This is a genomic window from Pseudomonas sp. RIT288 (genome assembly GCF_000631985.1).
Taxonomy (GTDB): Bacteria; Pseudomonadota; Gammaproteobacteria; order Pseudomonadales; family Pseudomonadaceae; genus Aquipseudomonas.
Genome location: NZ_JFYN01000006.1, coordinates 44,041 through 61,943, shown reverse-complemented (window position 1 = coordinate 61,943; position 17,903 = coordinate 44,041). Strand labels below are relative to the sequence as shown.

The 17,903-nt window shown below is 59.5% G+C and carries 21 protein-coding genes and 1 tRNA gene; 6 read left to right on the top strand and 16 right to left on the bottom strand.

The window, feature by feature from the left end; translation table 11 throughout:
* The first annotated feature begins 42 nt into the window (after positions 1-42).
* Entirely contained in the window at positions 43-978 is a 936-nt protein-coding gene (locus tag BW33_RS07590) for a LysR family transcriptional regulator (protein WP_047598103.1), read from the top strand.
* A gap of 3 nt (positions 979-981) precedes the next feature.
* Here the strand turns inward: BW33_RS07590 and BW33_RS07585 are convergent, their stop codons facing one another.
* The 7 genes from BW33_RS07585 to BW33_RS07555 all read right to left on the bottom strand — a co-directional run bounded on the left by BW33_RS07585 (position 982) and on the right by BW33_RS07555 (position 7,936).
* The gene (locus tag BW33_RS07585) at positions 982-1,347 is read right to left on the bottom strand and encodes a 5-carboxymethyl-2-hydroxymuconate Delta-isomerase (RefSeq protein WP_047598101.1); all 366 of its coding nucleotides are present in this window, start codon (positions 1,345-1,347) and stop codon (positions 982-984) included.
* Between the two features lie 52 nt (positions 1,348-1,399).
* On the bottom strand, positions 1,400-2,608 hold the full coding sequence (locus BW33_RS07580; RefSeq protein WP_047598099.1) for a low temperature requirement protein A: 1,209 nt from the start codon (positions 2,606-2,608) through the stop codon (positions 1,400-1,402).
* Between the two features lie 175 nt (positions 2,609-2,783).
* On the bottom strand, positions 2,784-3,704 hold the full coding sequence (locus BW33_RS07575; protein WP_027614510.1) for a LysR substrate-binding domain-containing protein: 921 nt from the start codon (positions 3,702-3,704) through the stop codon (positions 2,784-2,786).
* An 88-nt stretch (positions 3,705-3,792) separates the two neighbouring features.
* Positions 3,793-5,877 (bottom strand): DUF6311 domain-containing protein, encoded by a 2,085-nt coding sequence (locus tag BW33_RS07570; RefSeq protein ID WP_047598097.1) that lies wholly within the window; start codon positions 5,875-5,877, stop codon positions 3,793-3,795.
* Complete coding sequence (locus BW33_RS07565) at positions 5,874-6,260, bottom strand: GtrA family protein (protein ID WP_047598096.1); 387 nt, start codon at positions 6,258-6,260, stop codon at positions 5,874-5,876. The genes BW33_RS07570 and BW33_RS07565 overlap by 4 nt, the downstream gene beginning before the upstream one ends.
* Positions 6,257-6,967, bottom strand: a complete 711-nt coding sequence (locus BW33_RS07560; protein ID WP_047598095.1) for a class I SAM-dependent methyltransferase — start codon at positions 6,965-6,967, stop codon at positions 6,257-6,259. The genes BW33_RS07565 and BW33_RS07560 overlap by 4 nt, the downstream gene beginning before the upstream one ends.
* Before the next feature lie 3 nt (positions 6,968-6,970).
* Positions 6,971-7,936, bottom strand: a complete 966-nt coding sequence (locus BW33_RS07555; RefSeq protein ID WP_047598093.1) for a glycosyltransferase family 2 protein — start codon at positions 7,934-7,936, stop codon at positions 6,971-6,973.
* Positions 7,937-8,212: 276 nt separating this feature from the next.
* Between BW33_RS07555 and BW33_RS07550 the strand changes: the two genes are divergently transcribed.
* Entirely contained in the window at positions 8,213-8,404 is a 192-nt protein-coding gene (locus BW33_RS07550; protein WP_047598091.1) for a YegP family protein, read from the top strand.
* A 152-nt stretch (positions 8,405-8,556) separates the two neighbouring features.
* Entirely contained in the window at positions 8,557-8,763 is a 207-nt protein-coding gene (locus BW33_RS07545) for a hypothetical protein (protein WP_047598090.1), read from the top strand.
* Positions 8,764-8,891: 128 nt separating this feature from the next.
* Here the strand turns inward: BW33_RS07545 and BW33_RS07540 are convergent, their stop codons facing one another.
* The 7 genes from BW33_RS07540 to dapA all read right to left on the bottom strand — a co-directional run bounded on the left by BW33_RS07540 (position 8,892) and on the right by dapA (position 13,500).
* Positions 8,892-9,224, bottom strand: coding sequence for a type II toxin-antitoxin system HicB family antitoxin (locus BW33_RS07540; protein ID WP_047598089.1), 333 nt, complete (start codon positions 9,222-9,224; stop codon positions 8,892-8,894).
* A complete protein-coding gene (locus BW33_RS28335; RefSeq protein WP_081794184.1) occupies positions 9,221-9,475 on the bottom strand; it encodes a type II toxin-antitoxin system HicA family toxin in 255 nt (84 codons plus the stop codon). The genes BW33_RS07540 and BW33_RS28335 overlap by 4 nt, the downstream gene beginning before the upstream one ends.
* A gap of 331 nt (positions 9,476-9,806) precedes the next feature.
* Positions 9,807-9,896 (bottom strand) — tRNA-Ser (locus BW33_RS07535).
* 84 nt (positions 9,897-9,980) lie between these two features.
* Positions 9,981-10,694, bottom strand: coding sequence for a phosphoribosylaminoimidazolesuccinocarboxamide synthase (purC, locus tag BW33_RS07530; RefSeq protein ID WP_007963288.1), 714 nt, complete (start codon positions 10,692-10,694; stop codon positions 9,981-9,983).
* Positions 10,695-10,722: 28 nt separating this feature from the next.
* Positions 10,723-11,484, bottom strand: a complete 762-nt coding sequence (locus tag BW33_RS07525; protein ID WP_047598088.1) for an MBL fold metallo-hydrolase — start codon at positions 11,482-11,484, stop codon at positions 10,723-10,725.
* Between the two features lie 4 nt (positions 11,485-11,488).
* On the bottom strand, positions 11,489-12,604 hold the full coding sequence (gene bamC / locus BW33_RS07520) for an outer membrane protein assembly factor BamC (RefSeq protein ID WP_047598087.1): 1,116 nt from the start codon (positions 12,602-12,604) through the stop codon (positions 11,489-11,491).
* A 17-nt stretch (positions 12,605-12,621) separates the two neighbouring features.
* On the bottom strand, positions 12,622-13,500 hold the full coding sequence (dapA, locus tag BW33_RS07515) for a 4-hydroxy-tetrahydrodipicolinate synthase (RefSeq protein ID WP_007963285.1): 879 nt from the start codon (positions 13,498-13,500) through the stop codon (positions 12,622-12,624).
* Positions 13,501-13,825: 325 nt separating this feature from the next.
* On the opposite strand from dapA, the gene BW33_RS07510 reads away from it, so the two are divergent.
* Together BW33_RS07510 and BW33_RS07505 are read left to right on the top strand one after the other, a co-directional pair.
* Complete coding sequence (locus BW33_RS07510; protein WP_007963284.1) at positions 13,826-14,386, top strand: glycine cleavage system protein R; 561 nt, start codon at positions 13,826-13,828, stop codon at positions 14,384-14,386.
* Positions 14,387-14,396: 10 nt separating this feature from the next.
* Positions 14,397-14,870: a peroxiredoxin gene (locus tag BW33_RS07505; protein ID WP_041070370.1), complete on the top strand. Its 474-nt coding sequence runs from the start codon at positions 14,397-14,399 to the stop codon at positions 14,868-14,870.
* Between the two features lie 114 nt (positions 14,871-14,984).
* On the opposite strand, the gene BW33_RS07500 is transcribed toward BW33_RS07505, so the two are convergent.
* Together BW33_RS07500 and BW33_RS07495 are read right to left on the bottom strand one after the other, a co-directional pair.
* Positions 14,985-16,055 carry an AI-2E family transporter gene (locus tag BW33_RS07500; protein WP_047598085.1) on the bottom strand — a complete coding sequence of 357 codons (1,071 nt, stop codon included), beginning with the start codon at positions 16,053-16,055 and terminating at the stop codon, positions 14,985-14,987.
* 31 nt (positions 16,056-16,086) lie between these two features.
* A complete protein-coding gene (locus BW33_RS07495; RefSeq protein WP_007963279.1) occupies positions 16,087-16,326 on the bottom strand; it encodes a sulfurtransferase TusA family protein in 240 nt (79 codons plus the stop codon).
* 98 nt (positions 16,327-16,424) lie between these two features.
* Between BW33_RS07495 and BW33_RS07490 the strand changes: the two genes are divergently transcribed.
* Positions 16,425-17,858 carry a M48 family metalloprotease gene (locus BW33_RS07490; protein WP_007963277.1) on the top strand — a complete coding sequence of 478 codons (1,434 nt, stop codon included), beginning with the start codon at positions 16,425-16,427 and terminating at the stop codon, positions 17,856-17,858.
* The last annotated feature ends 45 nt before the right edge of the window (positions 17,859-17,903 follow it).

Genomic DNA, 17,903 nt, shown 5'->3' with positions numbered 1-17,903 from the left:
TTTGCGCGGATTCAGCGCAAGGAGCACAGCGGGACGGAACGGATGCTGAACAGTAACTTGCTTCGAAAGCTCGACATGCAGGACCTCATGGTGTTTATCGCCGTGTATGAGCAAAGCAGCGTCACGGATGTCTCGGAGACGCTGTGCGTCAGCCAGTCCACCGTCAGCTACTGCCTGAAAAAATTGCGCACCAGTTTCGAAGACGAGTTGTTCATCAATACCCGCACGGGCATGCGCCCCACCTACAAGGCCGGCACCATGTACGGCCATGTGCAGAAGATCCTCGAAAGCATCAACCTGTGCCACGCCGGCGCCCCGGCCTTCGATCCGACCCGGCAAGCGGTGACTTTCAATATCTGTGCCCCGGAATACTTCGAGCAACTGGTGTTGCCGCGCCTTTTGAAGCGTTTCGACTTCGACGATTTGCCGGTGGTGGTCAACATGCACAAGTTCGAGACTGACGTACCCGCCGACGAACTGCGCGACGGCAGCCTCGACCTGGTGATCTGCTTCGGCCCCAACTTCCACCGCAGCCACACCGACCTTAAATCGCGAATGCTGCTGGAGGACGATCTGGTCTGTGTCTTCGACAAACGCGCCACACCGCTGGAACCGCGCCTGAGCCTGCAGGCCTTCACCGAACGGCGCCATGTGTTCCCGACGCCGTGGACTTCCAGCACCAACATGGTCGATGGCTGGCTGGCGCGTCAGGCGCAGAAACGGCAGATCGTCGCGCGCTCCAATAGCTACAGCGCGGCATTGAAGATGATCACCGGCACCGACTTCATCCTCACCCTGCCCCGGCGCATCCAGCGTCTGCTGACCAACGACGCGGTGTTCAATCACTGCGAGGCGCCGAACGGCCTGCCGGGATTCACCCTCGACATGCAATGGAGCCAGAGCGCCGATCAGGACAGCGCCAACGTCTGGCTGCGCGAGCAGGTGATCAAGGTGTGCAGTGAGCTGGAAGCGGCCTGAGTCCTACACGCCGATGGCGGTTTTGGTGTAGGAGTCGCGGTCGATATCGAGCAACTCCACACACAACTGCACTTCGACCCCGGCCGGCCACTCGCACAAATCCTGCAACACCGCCAGCAGACTCTCCGAGAGCTGCTTCTTGATCTGCGGCGAACGACCGCTGAGCAGCGCCAGCTTCACGTGGACAAAAGCGCGCTCGCCCATACCGGTACCGACCTTGAAGGTCTCGACCTTCACCGCCCGGCTCTTGATATCGAACTCCGCAGCGAACTGACCGGAACCCACAAGGGCGTTGTTGAGGCGAATCAACGCCACATCAGCGTTCAACTGCGGCAGGTTGGCGGTGTATTCCATGTGCAGGTGTGGCATGGGGTGCTCCAGTCATTCGGCAGAAAGGTCGTACATATATCACAGCACTGCCCTACTCTCCTGCGGCTTTTTCCGAGGTTATCGAGGCCGACGTCTGACGCAATGCGAGGCTTTCCCACAGCGCCACCAGCACCACGATCGCCGTGGTCAGCGCCCCGAGCATCAGCGCCGAAAACCAGTGATTCAACGCCAGCGGCAGCGCCAGCATGAGCAACCCCAGCCCAGCCACATGCGACAAGGGTGGCAGCGGTCGGTCCGACATGACCCACTTGAACAGCGCATTGCCCAACAGAAACAGCCATGGCCCGCCCACGATCACCAGGATCCCGGCGTCACTGGCGTGATCCGGATGCACCAGCACCAGTTCGTCGGCCACCGCACTGACGATCACCCCGGCAACGATCAGCACGTGCAGGTAGGTGTAGGCGATGCGCGCCTGGCGCCCCGGATCATTCGAATGCGCGATGCGGTGATGCGCGCGCTCGGCGCCGCTGTCGAAGTACACCCACCACATGCCGATGCTGCCCAGCACCGCCACCAGAAACGCCATGACCCCGGTGGCGCTCAGCGTCAGTTCGGCGAACGTCGCGCCGGTCACCAGCAACGATTCGCCCAGGGCGATGATCACGAACAGCGCGCAGCGCTCGGCCATGTGATTGCCTTCGACGTTCCAGTCACTCAACGACGAACGCCCCAGCCCCGGCACCCAGAAATACAGCGAAGGCGAGATCAGCTCGATCAGCAGCGCCAGCGCCCAACACAGCAGACGTTGCTGCCCGTCAAGAAATGCCCCGGCGATCCAGAACACGCCGGAGAACATCAACCACGCCAGAATCCGCTGGAAGTTGCGGGTCATGCTCAGCGACTCGCCACGCACCGCCCAGATCGCAAACAGCGTACGCCCGACCTGCATGAACACGAACGCCGAGGCAAACATCAGCCCGCGCTCGGTGAAAGCCTTGGGGATCGAGGACGACAGCAGCAGACCAGCGATCATCAGCCCGAACAGGCCGAGGCGGATCGGCAGTTTTTCCGGGTCGAGCCAGTTGGTGATCCACGAAGTGAAAATCCACACCCACCACACCGCGACCATCAACAGCGCCACCTGCACCGCGCCCAGAATCGTCAACTGCGCGAGCAGCGAATGCGAGAGCTGAGTCACGGCGAACACGAACACCAGATCGAAAAACAGCTCGACCATGCCGACCTTGCCACTGTCGAGACTGCCGCGCCCACGCAGCAACGAACGGGAAATGCTCATGGAGACAGGCCTCCGTCAAGGTTATTGCCATTGAGCAAAGCAGGCGGACCAGACGAACGCAAACCCTTGTAGGAGTGAGCCTGCTCGCGAAAGCGCTGTGTCAGACAACATTGATGTGACTGACACGCCCTCATCGCGAGCAGGCTCACTCCTACAGAGAGATTTGTGGTGGGATTCAGGGCGCGGTCAGTGGCCGTTCGCTCATGAATGCCTCAAGCCGCGAACGCAGCCAGCGCTCGGCCGGGTCGCTGTCTACGTGGCTGAGCCAGACCATCGACAGATCCAGCATCGGCGTCTTGAACGGGAACGGTTCCTTGAACAACAGCCCAGAGGCAGCCATGGCTTCGGCGGTGTAGTCCGGCAAGCTGGCGATCAGGTCGGTGCCGGCCAGCAATGCCGGCAGCGCACTGTATTGCGGCACCGACAACACCACATGCCGGGTGCGGCCGATTTCCGCCAGCCACTCATCGGCATAACCGCTGATGTTGGCCGTGTGCGACACCAGTACGTGTGGGCGTGAACAGTATTCATCAAGGGTCAGTGGCGAATCCGAGGCATCGGCGCGCAGGATGCTCGGCTGGATATGCCGCAGCAATTTGCGCTTGGCATTGGCCGGCAAACCTCGGGTCTGGCTGATACCGACGGTAATGTCGCCGGCGGCCAGCAGATCGGGGATGCGCCAGTAATCGACGTGTTGCACCACGAACACCACGCTCGGTGCTTCCTGACGCAGCGCTCGCAACAACGGTGGCAGCAGACCGAATTCGACGTCATCGGACAGGCCGATACGGAACGTCATGTTGCTCACGGCCGGGTCGAAATCGTGAGTCAGACTCAGCGCCACCGACAGTGAGTCGAGGGCCGGCGACAGGTATTTGAACAGTTCTTCGGCCCGGGCAGTCGGCTCCATGCGATGGCCGACACGGATGAACAGCGGATCGTTGAACATCGCGCGCAAGCGATTGAGCGCCGAACTGATGGTCGGCTGGCCGAGAAACAGCTTCTCCGCCGCCCGGGTCACGTTGCGTTCGAGCATCAAGGTCTCGAACACCACCATCAGGTTGATGTCGGCCTTGCGTAATTCATTTCGATTCATCCATTGCCCTCGCTCCCCAGACTGCCGGCAGTGTATGAAGTCCTTGAGACTGACGTCTATCAGACGATTGGCGGTTTGTTCGACAATTTCACTGAACCGTCAGGGTTTTCAACCCCAGCCCCATGACTCGCGCATCGTCATTGAAGCCGAGTTTTTTCGGGCTGACTGCATCGGGCAGGTGCAATCGGACATTCAGATATTCCTCGGCCACCTGCGCGGCGCTGAGCGGTATTTCCAGCCGATTGCCCTGCACCTGAGTCAGCCGCGTCGACAACGCCTCTACACCATTGATGCTGACGATCACCCGCTGACTGAGGTTCGGCGGCATGGCAAAGGCCAGGGCATCAATCACCAGCGCATGCGACCCGGGGGCGACGCGCAGCAGCAGTTCCGCATCCGGTCCATCACTCCAGGTGCCCCAGGCTTCCGGTGTGGACCAGCCTTTGACCAGTTGCCGAGTGCTGCGGTTGAACGTCTGCACCAGTCCCGGCTGGCTCAAGGGTATCGACGACAGCACCCGCCCCTGATCGACCATCGCCAGACAGTCATTACAGTGTTTCCAGCCCGGGGCCAGCACGACAAAGTCGTCGACCCGGGTCAACAGATCGGTGTCGCTGCGGATGCTCTTGACCGCCAACTCCAGCGCGTCGTCATCGAGGATGTACAGCGAATCGCTGTCGTACTGGCCGCTGGCGAGGTGGCTTTGCGTCGTGCGCGACAGCTTCTCCAGCGCCTTGGGGCTCGTACGCCCCAGGTAAGCCGCGTCGGTTTTCAACCCATGGGTGCCAGCAAAATCGGCAATCGCCTGCCACTGATCAGGCTGATTTTTCGGTGACAAGGCACGGACGTTCTTGTAGTGCGCCGCCGCGCTGGCCCAGAACGGATCATGCATCGGGCTGGCCCAGGCCGAGGCTTCGGGCAGCATTTTCGCTGCTCTCAAACCTGCCCAGGCAATCCGGGTGTCGGCGACTTGCACCACCAACGCCAGCGCCAGCAGCCCCATGGCGATACGCGGCCGATAACCGCGCACCACCAGATAAGTGAGCAATATCACGATGACGTAAAACACCGGCCAGAACATCCGGCCCGAAGCGCGAAAAATACTCGCTGCACGCAGCACGAATTTTGGCAGCGGATAGCCGAACGTCTGCAGGCCGAAACCGATCTGATTCGACAGGGCGAACAGCGTCAATCCGATGAACGCCAACAGCAATAAAGGTCGACTGCACAGCAATGCCTTCAGCGAGATGCCGCTTGTGTACCCGCCGATAGCGGCCAGCGGCAGAAGCAACAAGACACCTAGACCCAGGTAGTTGAAACCTTCGTAATCGCCTGCGCCCTTGGGGATACCTGGCAAGACGAACGACCAGCCGTCGGCATCCAACAGCGACAGCAGGTTCATTCGATAAAAGCCGAAACCGCCGCCCGCCGCGCCGTCGGTAATACTGAAATAACCCGCCTGCCAGCAGCACGCGCTGACCAACGCGAACAAGCCGCCCAACTCGATAAGGACCTGACGGCGCGTCAGCTTGCCAGCCCACAACTTGCCAAACAGATCCGCGACCCAGATCAGCGCCACCATGCCCAACAGGTAAGCGTGAACCAATGCCGTCACGGCGAGCAATGCCCCCCACGCCAAACGTCGGCGCTCGAATGCCGGGTGGAGTGCCAGATACAACGCCGCAAGAATCAGGAAGTGCCCGACCAGCGAAAGATGTCCACCGGTGCGCAGAAACATCGGCGGCGAAAACACCAGGAGCCCGGCGCCGAGCAGGCGCAACACGGGATTATCGGTGATCAAGCCGAGCAGCTTCCAGGCAAACCAGGCCTGCAGAATGAAACACGCCAGCAGCCATAAACCGAAATACTGGAACGTCTCCGGCAACCAGCCATTGAACGGTTTGAACAACAGCGCCAGCAGCGGATTGGAATCGGAAAAAATGATCGAGCTGCCCAGTTCCATCCCATAGGACGGGTTCAGCCCGAGGGGAAAAGTCCAGGGTGAATGGCGAAAGAATACCCAGCCCAGGTAATGCGTCGCCGGATCACCGTCCCTGAGCCAGGCAATGTTTTGCGGGTCGAGCGCACGCGGGCCAATCACCAGAAAAAACGCCAGCGCGCCCAACAGGATTGGCAACAGCGCCAAGGCTGGATGTTTGTTCAAGCCCCTCATCGATACGTCCAGAAGTTATGCAGCACGAAGGTGAATGCCGGAATGATCAGCGCTACGGCGCCGATGCCCAGCAAATAGTGCAGTCCGGCAATCTGCGCCGCCCACGCGACGAACATCGCCAGGCAGAATCCACCGCAGGAAACCAGCATGAAGCGCAGCAGGGTTTTGCCGTGCAAACGGGCAGAAAAACTCCAGGTGGTGTTGATCACGTAGGACACCACCGTCGCCACGACAAACGCCACACCGTTGGCGAGTGGCGGTTGCGGTGCAACGAAATTGATGAACAGCACCGCCACCAGCGCATGCAGCGCGGTGACGAACAGACCGGTCACAGCAAACCGCAAGCCGCGCTGGATCAACGCCGATCTGTCGGCTGAGGTCACGGTTTACGCGCCAGCACAAACACGCTCAGACCCGCCAGACGATTGATGCCCATCAGCGGCAGTTCAAGGCTGCAGAGGGTCTTGAGCACGCCGTTGACCAGCGGATGATGGCGCTTGAGCTGCGACTGCGGTGCTGCGGCCTGCGGGCCTTTGGGCAGCAAACGCAACGCTGCCGCGATCGGAAACACCGCACCGAAATAGTAGGCACCGCGCTGCACCGTCAAACCGGCGTCACGAGCCAGGGTTTCAAACTGCGGCAGGGTGTAGCGGCGCTTGTGTTCGAGGAAGTCGTCGTGACCGCTCCACAGGAACTGAAACGCCGGCACGGTCATCAGGAAACGGCTGCCGGACGGTACCTTGTCAACGTAAGCCTTGAGCAGACCGAGGTCATCGTCGACATGCTCCAGTACGTCCATGAGCAGCACCAGATCTGCGTCGATGGCGTCGATATCGCGGCGGTAGTGCACCGGTTTGCCGGCAGTGCTCGCATCGGAATCGGCGGGGTAACTGATATCGACGCACCACGCCTCCTGCGCCGAGGTTTGGGTCAGCAGATGGTGCGAGAAAAAACCCGACCCGGCGCCCACGTCGAGAATCCGCGTGATGGGTGCATCACCGAGCAGACGACGAGTCGCCGCCGCTTTGGAGCAGTAATACCAATGCTCACCGATGCTGTCGCCGAGGATATCGGTTTCCTTGAGATCCATGTTTCAGTCCTTGGGGTCGTAGACGCGACGCACCAGAAAAACCGGCCGGCGTTTGGATTCGATATAAGTGCGGCCGAGGTACTCGCCGAGTACGCCGATGCCAATCAATTGCAGGCCACCGAGGAACGTCACGGCCACCATCAGCGAGGCATAACCGGGCATGTCGACGCCGTGGATCAGCGTGCGCAGCACAATAAAAATGGCAAAGGCAAAAGATACCAGCGAGACCGCCGCGCCGATGTAAGTCCAGATCCGCAGCGGTTCGGTACTGAAACTGGTGATGCCTTCCAGAGCAAAGTTCCACAGCCGCCAGCCGTTGAACTTGCTCTGCCCCGCCACACGCTCGGGCCGCTCGTAATCAACATGAGTGGTGCGAAACCCGACCCAGGCGAACAGGCCCTTCATGAAACGCCGGGACTCGGGCAAGGTCAGCAAGGCATCGACCACGCAACGGTCCATCAGGCGGAAATCACCGACGTTTTCCGGCAGCGGTTGCTCGGCAATCTTGTTGTGCAGGCGATAGAACCAGTGCGCCGAAGTCTGCTTGGCCCAAGTGTCGCTGTCGCGGCTGATGCGGTGACCGAGCACCACTTCATACCCTTCGCGCCAACGCTCGATCATTTGCAGAATGACTTCGGGCGGGTCCTGCAGATCGGCATCGATAGGCACCACAATCTGCCCGGAGGCGATCTGCAGACCAGCGGATAACGCCGCCTCTTTGCCGAAGTTTCGGCTCAGATCGACGATGCGCAGCCGCGAATCATGCCGCTGACGATCCAGCAGCCGCTCAAGCGTGGCATCAGTACTGCCGTCATTGATGAACACCAGCTCCAGAGCAATCAACGCCTGGTGCTGGAAGACTTCATCGATGCGCTGAATGAACGCGTCGAGACTGTCCTCCTCGTTAAAAACCGGGACAACCAGCGATAACGTGACCCGTGTGGCCTGTGCCGTTCCATGCTCAGTCAAGGGAATGCTCTTTTTATAGTGTTTGTCGGTCGTCGAAGCATTTTCAACGCCATGAGCCGTCCCGTATTAAGCAGTAGCGTCGATAGCCTTGCAAGGCGCAAATGACGACATTTTGGCCAATCCAGACGCCAATGCGTGCGCTCTAGCCCGCGCTCTTCAGAAACATCTTCCAACGATTGGAAACAAATGCCCGATAGCGAAAAAAACTCGCTCCGCTAGGCTTGCGACGATGCGCCACACAGGTTGGCGCAAACACTATCGCAAGGAGCGAACTGAATGTATTTCGAGATCTACAGGCAATCCCGAGGCACCCCGAGCACCGGCAAAGGCCAATGGCGCTGGAGGCTGCGGGCGGGGAACCACGAGACGATTGCCAGTGGCGAGTCGTATGTGAACAAGGCCGATTGTTTACATGTGGTCGAGTTGATCAAGGGTGTGCGGGGGGAGACGCCGGTGAAGGAAATCTGACCGCGCCGCCCGGCATGGAGCCGTGTCCTACAGCCTCTTCCTTTTTCGCCTGATCACTGGCAAAGCATCTTTGCGACCCTGCGCTCTTCAGCGTACGGGGCCATCCAGCCCTGTTTCGCCAAATGACGTTCAAACTCTAAAGGAGCCGCATCATGGCTAGAGACAAAGCGAAAGACGACAAGCACTTCAACTGTACCCAGACGCATGAAGCTGACTACGTCGCCAGCCTCTATCCGCACGCCAAGGATGAAGTGAAAACCTTCCTGGCCTCGGCTTGCAAGGACAACACCCTGCGCAACTCGACGCACAAGGAAGTGTATGACCTGATCAAACAGAAGCTCGGGCACTCGCAGCCGTGAGTGGCTGAGGCGGATGCCTGGTAAAGCCCGCAGAAACAAAAAAGCCCCGTAGCTGCTCGGCTACGGGGCTTTTTGCTCTGTTCGGGAACAACGTACATAAAACCCTGTAGTTCCACACCAGAATCAAACTAGGCATGGGCCTCTCGGTCAAGAACATCCGCAACCCACTGATTAATGCTTTTTTGAGCCAATTGCGCTTTTACGGCAACAGTCGCATGAAGAGCTGGCGCCAAACGCAGACTGAGATTGCCCGAATAAGGCTTTTGAGGAGCACGGCCCAGTTTTGCGCAAGTCTCCAGATAGTCAGTAACAGCCTCTTCGAACGCTGACCGAAGCTCTTTTACAGATTCGCCATGAAAACCTACAACATCCTTGATCCCAGCGATATGACCAACAAAAAGACCATCTTCATCACTGTATTCAATTCGGGCGGCATACCCGTTGTAATTCATCACGTTCATGGAGTGACTCCTGCTTGTTCAAGAAAAGCCCGAGCATCACGAACCTGATAGGGCTTTGCTTCTTTATCCGGGTGAGGTCGGTGGAACGTAGCGACCACACCTCTTAATTCAAACCGAACTCGCGAACCATTGCCTTCCACGGTTCTGGCCCCGACCGCATTGAAAAGAGACTCGATGCGCGCCCATTCCAACGTGGAGGGTGTGGGTCGTGAAAATATAGCTGCGAGCGTACCGAGCTGTTTGTTGTTCATAGTATTACACCATGATACCGCGCAGGAAAAATTGGAAATCGCGATTCATATCGCTGATCCATGAAGCGCGCCCCCTTGAACAAGCGGACAACGCCGCCCTCCAGGCTTGAAAAGCGGCGTCTTTTTATCCGAATTCCAGTCGATATTGGGCACGCAAGTCAGGATAAGGAGTGATTTGAAATAGAGCTGTAGGTCGACTCCGAGAGTTACGTACGAACCGGCATCAATCGAGTTCAACCTCGGGTTCCGGCGACAGGATTTGCTGATTACTCAAGCGAGCAGAAACAAAAAAGCCCCGTAGCTCTTCAGCTACGGGGCTTTTTCTATGTAATGGCGGAGAGATAGGGATTCGAACCCTAGGTACCGGTGAAGGTACAACGGATTTCGAATCCGTCCCATTCGGCCACTCTGGCATCTCTCCAACGGCGCGCATCATAACAACACTTCTGCCGAAAGCAAACCCTCTTTCGAAAATTTTCTCCGTGCTATCAGATGCTTGCGTCGATTAAAGCGGTACACCCAGACGATTGGCGACTTCTTCGTAGGCTTCGATGACGTCACCGAGGCCCTGACGGAAGCGGTCCTTGTCCATCTTCTTCTTGGTGTCCTTGTCCCACAGACGGCAGCCGTCCGGGCTGAACTCGTCGCCGAGGACGATCGAGCCGTCGCTGAACACGCCGAATTCAAGCTTGAAGTCCACCAGCAAGAGGCCTGCGTCGTCGAACAGTTTGCTCAGGACTTCGTTGACCTTCAGCGACAGTTCTTTCATGCGCGCCAGTTGCTCGGCGGTGCCCCAGCCGAATGCCACGACGTGGGATTCGTTGATGAACGGGTCGCCCTTGGCGTCGTCCTTCAGGAACAGTTCGAAGGTGTACGGGTTGAGCTTCATGCCCTCTTCGACGCCCAGACGTTTTACCAGGCTGCCGGCGGCGTAGTTACGCACGACGCACTCGACCGGGATCATGTCCAGCTTCTTCACCAGACACTCGTTGTCGCCCAGCAGTTTGTCGAATTGGGTCGGAATGCCGGCCGCTTCGAGTTTCTGCATGATGAAGGCGTTGAACTTGTTGTTCACCATGCCTTTGCGGTCGAGCTGCTCGATACGCTTGCCGTCGAACGCCGAGGTGTCGTTGCGAAACAGCAGGATCAAGCGGTCAGCGTCGTCGGTCTTGTAAACCGATTTGGCTTTGCCGCGGTAGAGTTCTTCACGTTTTTCCATGATGGGCTCCGCTTGCTAAGTAGATGGGCTAGGCGATATGGCGCCAGTCGAGCCCTGAATCTTGATCGGCCAGTTGCAGCCAGTCCGGGTCGCACCCGAGAGTGTCGACAAAACATTGCCGGGCCAGCTGCGGCAGGTTGTTCTTGCTGCTCAGGTGGGCGAGAACCAGATGCTGCAAGCCCTGCCACCCCAACTCGGCCACCAGGAATGCCGCCTGATGGTTGTTCAAATGTCCCAGCTCGCCGCCCACCCGTTGCTTGAGAAAGTACGGATAGTGACCACGGGCCAGCATGTCGCGGCAGTGATTGGACTCGATCATCAACGCATCGAGATCCCGGTAACCGTCCAGCACCCGCTCGCAGTAGGAACCCAGGTCGGTCAGCAGGCCGAAGCGCCGCTGCTCGTTGTCACTGAATACGTACTGGGTCGGCTCCTGCGCATCATGGGCCACGGCAATGACCCCGATGTTCAGTGCGCCGATCTGCAATTGCTCGCCACCGGCCAGAAAGCCGGCGGGTTCGATCGGTTTGCGCATCCCGCGCAATGTGCCGCGACTGAGGTAGACCGGCAGATTGTAGCGCCGAGACAGCAAACCCACGCCATGCACGTGGTCGGCATGTTCGTGGGTTACGAGTATCGCGCTCAGTTGCGCCGGGTGAACCCCCAGACGCAACAGGCGTTTTTCGGTTTCCCGCAGGGAAAAACCACAATCCACCAGCACATAGGTATCAGCACTGGCAATCAGCGTGCCGTTCCCTTGGCTACCGCTGCCGAGAACGGCAAAGCGCATGTGATCAGCCCAGGTTGTCCTGAATCACGCTCAACACTTTGCGCGCCACATCGGCCGGCGCGACGGTGTTGATGTTCTTCTCGACGGTCACCTGAACGTTCTCACCGACCTTGCTCAGGCGAACCTGATAACGCTCGGCGCGGGCTTCAACTTCTTCCTTGGTCGGCGCACTGCCGAACAGGCTGCTGAAGAAACCAGGCTTGTCGTCTTTCTTCTCGGCTTTTTCGGCCAGGTTGATGTAGTACAGGCCCAGGCTGCGGTTGATGTCTTCAACGCGCCACTGACCTTGCTCCAGCGCACGACCGACGCTCGACCACGCACGATCCAGGTCCGGACCGACGTTCAGTACCGGGTTGCCGCTGCCGTCCTCGCTGAGGCTGACACGGCTCGGGGTATCGAAGTCACGCGAAGCCAGCATCGACACCGAACCACCCTTCTCGGAGATCCGGCTCATGCTCGCGAGCATGTCGTCGACCAGCGCTGCGTCCAGGCCAGTATTGACCGAACGGTTGGTGAAATCGACGTCGGCGGTGCTGCCGGCAGGACGCTCGGCGCTGACCACGTAGATTTCACTGGTGTTGCGCTGCACGCCTGGCTCGATACGCACCCGCACGCGGGTTTCGCTGTCGGCGCCGACACCGGCGGCGCTCAGGCGCTTGGCCACAGCGGCGGACAGTTCGTCGGAGTGCTGCCAGGTGGTGGTGAACTCACCGGTTTGCGGACGCTGTTCATCCAGACGGAAACCGTTGTCCTGGAAGAACTGCACCGCCACTGGCCAGACTTCGGCCGGTGGGTGCTGGGCCACGACCCAACGCGAGTCACCGCTCTTCTGCAGCGAGTAGTCGGTCGCCTCGGCAACCGCCGTCAGCGGTTGCGGACGCGGCACCACATATTCGCCCTTGGCGGTGTCATCAGCCACGTTGCGCGGGATCGGCAACAGCGGATCCAGACGCTTGGAGGTGCTGACATTCGGTGGCAGTTGCATCGGTGCAGTCTGTTGCGCTTCCAGGTAATCGCTACCACGGTCACGGAAATAACCTTCCGGGCCCCAGACCCATCCGCAGCCACTGGTGCTGGAGATAATCAAGGCAAGTGCGGAAAGTCCGGCCATTCGCTTCATGCGTTGTACTTCCTCAATTAAACCAGGACGCTGCACTGGCGCAGGGCCGTGCGAAGCGTTTCATGACAAGGAGCGCTCAGCCAGGTCAACGGCAGGCGGATGCCTTCGTGCATCAGGCCCATTTCAACCAAAGCCCACTTCACCGGAATCGGGTTGGCTTCGATGAACAGATCCTTGTGCAGCGGCATCAGTTTTTCGTTGATCGCCCGTGCGGTCTCGGCGTCGCCGTTCAGCGCAGCTTCGCACAGGTCAGCCATTTCGCGCGGGGCGACGTTGGCCGTTACGGAGATGTTGCCTTTGCCGCCCAGCAGGATCAGCTCGACCGCTGTCGGATCATCGCCGGACAGCACGATGAAGTCCTTGCTTACGCCGTCGATGATGGCTTTGGCGCGTTTCAGGTCGCCAGTGGCTTCCTTGATACCGATGATGTTCGGCACGGTAGACAGGCGAATCACGGTCTCGGCCTGCATGTCGCAGGAGGTGCGGCCGGGAACGTTGTAGAGAATCTGTGGAATGTCGACTGCTTCGGCAATGTGCTTGAAGTGCTGGTACAGGCCTTCCTGAGTCGGCTTGTTGTAGTACGGCACGACCAGCAGGCAGGCGTCGGCGCCGGCTTCCTTGGCGTTGCGGGTCAGCTCGACGGCTTCGCGGGTCGAGTTGGCGCCAGTCCCGGCGATCACCGGGATGCGGCCTGCGACCTGCTTGACCACGGCTTTGATGACGGCGATGTGCTCTTCTACATCAAGGGTCGCCGATTCACCGGTAGTACCGACAGCGACAATGGCGTGGGTACCGTTTTCAAGGTGGAAGTCCACGAGTTTTCGGAGGCTGTCCCAGTCAAGACGCCCTTGTGCATCCATGGGTGTGACCAGTGCCACCATACTGCCCCGAATCATGAAAACGCTCCTGCCGGAAAAAGAGAGCGGTAATGGTACTGGCGCCAAGATGCTTGCACAAGCGAAGTACTGCGCCGCCATTCCCCTTGGCGTCGGTTTTCGCTACCCTTCAGACTTTGATCGGTACAGATCAGCTTGTACGCCGGGTTCCAGCCTCCCTTTTCGGCCTCCCAGGTCCCGTTCCAGCGTCGCTGCTGCACGCTCCACTATTATTGGAGCGAATTGCGAGCCGTGGCCCGGGGCTTTCTGAATAGGCACGCGCAGACGCATCCCGACGGCCAACGCCTATCGACCTACCGACCGCTCATCGCTTTAGGAATGCTGCATGTCCACCCCCACAGTTCGCGAACAATTCCTTGTCATCAGTGCCCTTGGCGCCAACCCCATGGAGCTGACTAACGTCCTGTGCCGCGCCAGCCATGAAAATCGCTGCGCCGTCGTCACCTCCCGCCTGACTCGCCATGGCGAATGCAGCGCCCTGGTGCTGGAAATCTCCGGCAGCTGGGATGCGCTGGCCCGCCTCGAAGGCAGCCTGCCGACCCTGGCCAAGCGCCACGCCTTCACCGTCAACGTGGTGCGCAGCGCGGCACTGGAAAACCGCCCGCAGGCCTTGCCCTATGTGGCTTATGTCAGCTCGGCGTATCGCCCGGACATCATCAACGAGCTGTGCCAGTTCTTCATGGATCACAACGTCGAGCTGGAAAACCTGACCTGCGATACCTATCAGGCCCCGCAGACCGGCGGCACCATGCTCAACGCCACGTTCACCGTGACGCTGCCGGCCGGCACCCAGATCAGCTGGCTGCGCGACCAGTTTCTGGACTTCGCCGACGCAATGAACCTGGACGCGCTGATCGAACCTTGGCGCCCACAAAACCCAATGTAAGGAAGCTTTCATGGCCGTTGTCATCGACCAACCGGTTGCGGATTTCGAAGCACCTGCCACCAGCGGGCAGACCGTCAGCTTGTCCGCCCTGAAGGGCAAGCAAGTGGTGATCTACTTCTATCCGAAGGACAGCACTCCGGGCTGCACCACCGAAGGCCAGGGTTTTCGTGACCAGTACGCGGCGTTCCAGGCTGCCAACACGGAAATCTTCGGCATTTCCCGCGACAGCCTGAAATCCCACGAGAACTTCAAGTGCAAGCAGGAATTCCCTTTCGAGCTGATCAGCGACAAGGATGAAGCCGTCTGCCAGCTGTTCGACGTGATCAAGTTGAAGAAACTGTATGGCAAGGAATATCTGGGCGTTGATCGCAGCACGTTCCTGATCGACAAGAACGGTGTACTGCGTCAGGAATGGCGCGGCGTGAAGGTGCCCGGGCATGTGGATGCGGTGCTGGCTGCGGCTCAGGACCTGAATAAAGCCTGAAGATCAAAAGATCGTCCGATCGCGGCCCGAGCCTGCGGCAGCTCCTACAGGGAAACGCATTCCAATGTAGGAGCTGCCGCAGGCTCGAGCCGCGATCGGACGATCTTTTTGCTTTTATAGCAATGGAGCCACAACCGGCTCCTTGCGCGGCCACGCATCCAGCACGGCCTTGAACAGCGTCGCCAGCGGAATCGCGAAAAACACGCCCCAAAATCCCCAAAGCCCGCCAAACAACAGCACCGCGCAAATGATTGCTACCGGGTGCAGGTTGACCGCCTCGGAAAACAGCAACGGCACCAGCACGTTGCCATCCAGCGTCTGAATGATCCCGTAGACCGCCATCAGATAAATGAACTGATCGCTCCAGCCCCACTGGAACAACGCAATCAGCAACACCGGCACGGTCACCACCACCGCACCGACGTACGGCACCACCACCGACACCCCGACCAGCAACGCCAGCAGCGCCGCATAGTTGAGGCCGAGAGCGACAAACGCGATGTAGGTCACACCGCCACAGATCACGATCTCGATGACCTTGCCGCGAATGTAGTTGGCGATCTGCCGGTTCATCTCCTGCGCCACGCGGGTGATCAGCGCTCGCTCACGGGGCAGATAGCCGCGCACCCACTCGCCGATCATGGCCCGATCCTTGAGGAAGAAAAACACCAGGATCGGCACCAGCACCAGATAGATCATGATATTGACCAGCAGCGGCAGGCTCGACAGCGAGAAGGTCAGCGCCCACTGTCCGAACTTGCCGATCTCGCCACGCGCCGCTTCGATGGCCTGCAGCACCTGCTCGTCAGAAACCAGATGCGGATAACGCTCGGGCAGCAACAGCAGCAGAGACTGCCATTTGGCGAGCATCCCCGGCAGCTCGTTGAACAGCGTGATCAACTGATGCCACAGCAGCGGCAACACCACCACGATGAACACCAGCAACACGCCCATGAACAGCGCAAACACCAGACCCACCGCCGCCGCAGCAGGCACGCGCATACGCTCCAGTGCGAGTACCAGCCCCTGCATCAGATACGCCAGCACCATACCGGCCAATACCGGCGCGAGCATGCCACCGAGCGTGAGCACCGCGGTGAAGGCGAGAAACAGCAGCACCGCCAGCACCACCGCTTCTTCGTCGGAAAAGTAGCGCTGAATCCAGTCGCGTAACACTTTGAACATCAATAATCCTTAGGTCTTTTACGCTGTCGGTTCAGGCTTTTTTCAACCAGTAACGGTAGACGCCTGCTTCGTCTTCTTCGCGCAGCAGCGTATGACCGGCCAGACGGGCAAAGGTGCGGAAGTCGCGCTGCGAACCCGCATCCGTGGCGATCACCTTGAGCACCGCGCCGCTGGGCAGCTTGTTGAGTTCCATCTTGGCCTTGAGCAACGGCAACGGGCAATTCAGGCCACTGGCGTCCAATTCACAGTCATGGGCTACAGCGTCAGTCATTGCGTCACTCCGGTTCAGGTGGTTGAGGCGCCTAGAATATCTGGTCGCAAGCCCGGTGTCCGGCTACAGTAAGGTCTTTGTCTTCTAAGGCTTTGTGCATGACATTTCTGCGCCCTACCCTGCTGACGCTCGCTTGCCTGCTCGCCTCACCGGGCTTTGCCGACGATCTGCCGTCACTTGGCGACGCCAGTTCTGCCATTGTCTCACCGCAACAGGAATATCAGCTGGGCCGCGCCTGGCTGGCGATGTTGCGCAGCCAGGTTGCACAGCTCAACGATCCGCAGCTCAAAGACTATGTCGAATCCAGCGTCTACAAGCTGGTGGAGACCAGCCAAGTGACCGATCGTCGCCTGGAATTCATCTTGATCAATAGCCCGCAGCTCAACGCCTTCGCGGCGCCGGGCGGTGTTGTCGGGGTCAACGGCGGACTGTTCCTCAACGCGCAGACCGAAGGCGAATACGCCTCGGTACTGGCCCACGAACTGGCTCACTTGTCGCAACGCCACTTCGCGCGCGGTGTAGAAGCTTCGCAGCGGATGCAGGTGCCGATGATGGCGGCGCTGCTTGCCGGGATCGTGATTGCCGCCGCCGGTGGCGGTGATGCCGGGATCGCGACCATCGCCGGTACTCAGGCCGCAGCCATTCAGTCGCAGCGTACCTTCTCGCGCCAGAACGAGCAGGAAGCCGACCGTATCGGCATCCTCAACCTGGAAAAGGCCGGATACGACCCGCGCTCGATGCCGACGATGTTCGAACGCCTGATGCGCCAGTATCGCTTCGACGCCAAGCCGCCAGAATTTCTGCTGACTCACCCGGTGACCGAATCGCGTATCGCCGACACCCGCAACCGCGCAGAACAAGCGCCAGCGGGCGGCATCGAAGACAGCATGCGCTATCAGCTGATCCGCGCCCGCGTACAGCTGATCTACGAAGAAACCCCGGGACTGGGCGCCAAGCGCTTCCGCGCACAACTGGATGAGAATCCGAAGAACGACGTGGCGCGCTACGGCCTGGCGATCGCCCAGATCAAGGGCGGCCAGCTCAATGAAGCCAGGGAGAACCTCAAACAGTTGCTGGCCAAGTCGCCCAACGAGATCATCTACAACCTCGCGCAGATCGACCTGGACATTACCAACAACCGTCTGCCAGATGCGCAAACACGGGTTGACCGGATGCTCACGCAGTATCCGGGTAACTACCCGCTGAATCAGGTTCGCGTCGATCTGTTGCTGAAACAGAATCGCACCGCCGACGCGGAGAAAGCCCTCGACAGCCTGCTCAAATCCCGCCCGAATGATCCGGACGTGTGGTATCAGGTCGCCGAAACCCGTGGCCTCTCTGGCAACATCATTGGTCTGCATCAGGCCCGCGCCGAGTACTTCGCGCTGGTCGGCGATTATCGTCAGGCGATCCAGCAGCTCGATTTCGCCAAACGCAAGGCGGGCAGCAACTTCCCGCTGTCCTCGCGGATCGATGCACGCCAGCGTGAGCTGATGGAGCAGGAGCGCATGATCAAGGACATGATGGGCTGAGTTTTCATCAGCGACATAAAAGTTTCAGGCATAAAAAAACCGCCT

What these genes read in the sequence shown, in the direction of transcription:
- bamC (WP_047598087.1), bottom strand. Translation starts at nt 12,604, where the DNA reads ATGAAGCGAATGGCCGGACTTTCCGCACTTGCCTTGATTATCTCCAGC.
- dapA (WP_007963285.1), bottom strand. Translation starts at nt 13,500, where the DNA reads ATGATTCGGGGCAGTATGGTGGCACTGGTCACACCCATGGATGCACAA.
- BW33_RS07580 (WP_047598099.1), bottom strand. Translation starts at nt 2,608, where the DNA reads ATGAGCATTTCCCGTTCGTTGCTGCGTGGGCGCGGCAGTCTCGACAGT.
- BW33_RS07540 (WP_047598089.1), bottom strand. Translation starts at nt 9,224, where the DNA reads ATGAACGTGATGAATTACAACGGGTATGCCGCCCGAATTGAATACAGT.
- BW33_RS07570 (WP_047598097.1), bottom strand. Translation starts at nt 5,877, where the DNA reads ATGAGGGGCTTGAACAAACATCCAGCCTTGGCGCTGTTGCCAATCCTG.
- BW33_RS07495 (WP_007963279.1), bottom strand. Translation starts at nt 16,326, where the DNA reads ATGACTGACGCTGTAGCCCATGACTGTGAATTGGACGCCAGTGGCCTG.
- BW33_RS07560 (WP_047598095.1), bottom strand. Translation starts at nt 6,967, where the DNA reads ATGGATCTCAAGGAAACCGATATCCTCGGCGACAGCATCGGTGAGCAT.
- BW33_RS07545 (WP_047598090.1), top strand. Translation starts at nt 8,557, where the DNA reads ATGGCTAGAGACAAAGCGAAAGACGACAAGCACTTCAACTGTACCCAG.
- BW33_RS07525 (WP_047598088.1), bottom strand. Translation starts at nt 11,484, where the DNA reads ATGCGCTTTGCCGTTCTCGGCAGCGGTAGCCAAGGGAACGGCACGCTG.
- BW33_RS07550 (WP_047598091.1), top strand. Translation starts at nt 8,213, where the DNA reads ATGTATTTCGAGATCTACAGGCAATCCCGAGGCACCCCGAGCACCGGC.
- BW33_RS07490 (WP_007963277.1), top strand. Translation starts at nt 16,425, where the DNA reads ATGACATTTCTGCGCCCTACCCTGCTGACGCTCGCTTGCCTGCTCGCC.
- purC (WP_007963288.1), bottom strand. Translation starts at nt 10,694, where the DNA reads ATGGAAAAACGTGAAGAACTCTACCGCGGCAAAGCCAAATCGGTTTAC.
- BW33_RS07585 (WP_047598101.1), bottom strand. Translation starts at nt 1,347, where the DNA reads ATGCCACACCTGCACATGGAATACACCGCCAACCTGCCGCAGTTGAAC.
- BW33_RS07590 (WP_047598103.1), top strand. Translation starts at nt 43, where the DNA reads ATGCTGAACAGTAACTTGCTTCGAAAGCTCGACATGCAGGACCTCATG.
- BW33_RS28335 (WP_081794184.1), bottom strand. Translation starts at nt 9,475, where the DNA reads ATGAACAACAAACAGCTCGGTACGCTCGCAGCTATATTTTCACGACCC.
- BW33_RS07510 (WP_007963284.1), top strand. Translation starts at nt 13,826, where the DNA reads ATGTCCACCCCCACAGTTCGCGAACAATTCCTTGTCATCAGTGCCCTT.
- BW33_RS07505 (WP_041070370.1), top strand. Translation starts at nt 14,397, where the DNA reads ATGGCCGTTGTCATCGACCAACCGGTTGCGGATTTCGAAGCACCTGCC.
- BW33_RS07575 (WP_027614510.1), bottom strand. Translation starts at nt 3,704, where the DNA reads ATGAATCGAAATGAATTACGCAAGGCCGACATCAACCTGATGGTGGTG.
- BW33_RS07500 (WP_047598085.1), bottom strand. Translation starts at nt 16,055, where the DNA reads ATGTTCAAAGTGTTACGCGACTGGATTCAGCGCTACTTTTCCGACGAA.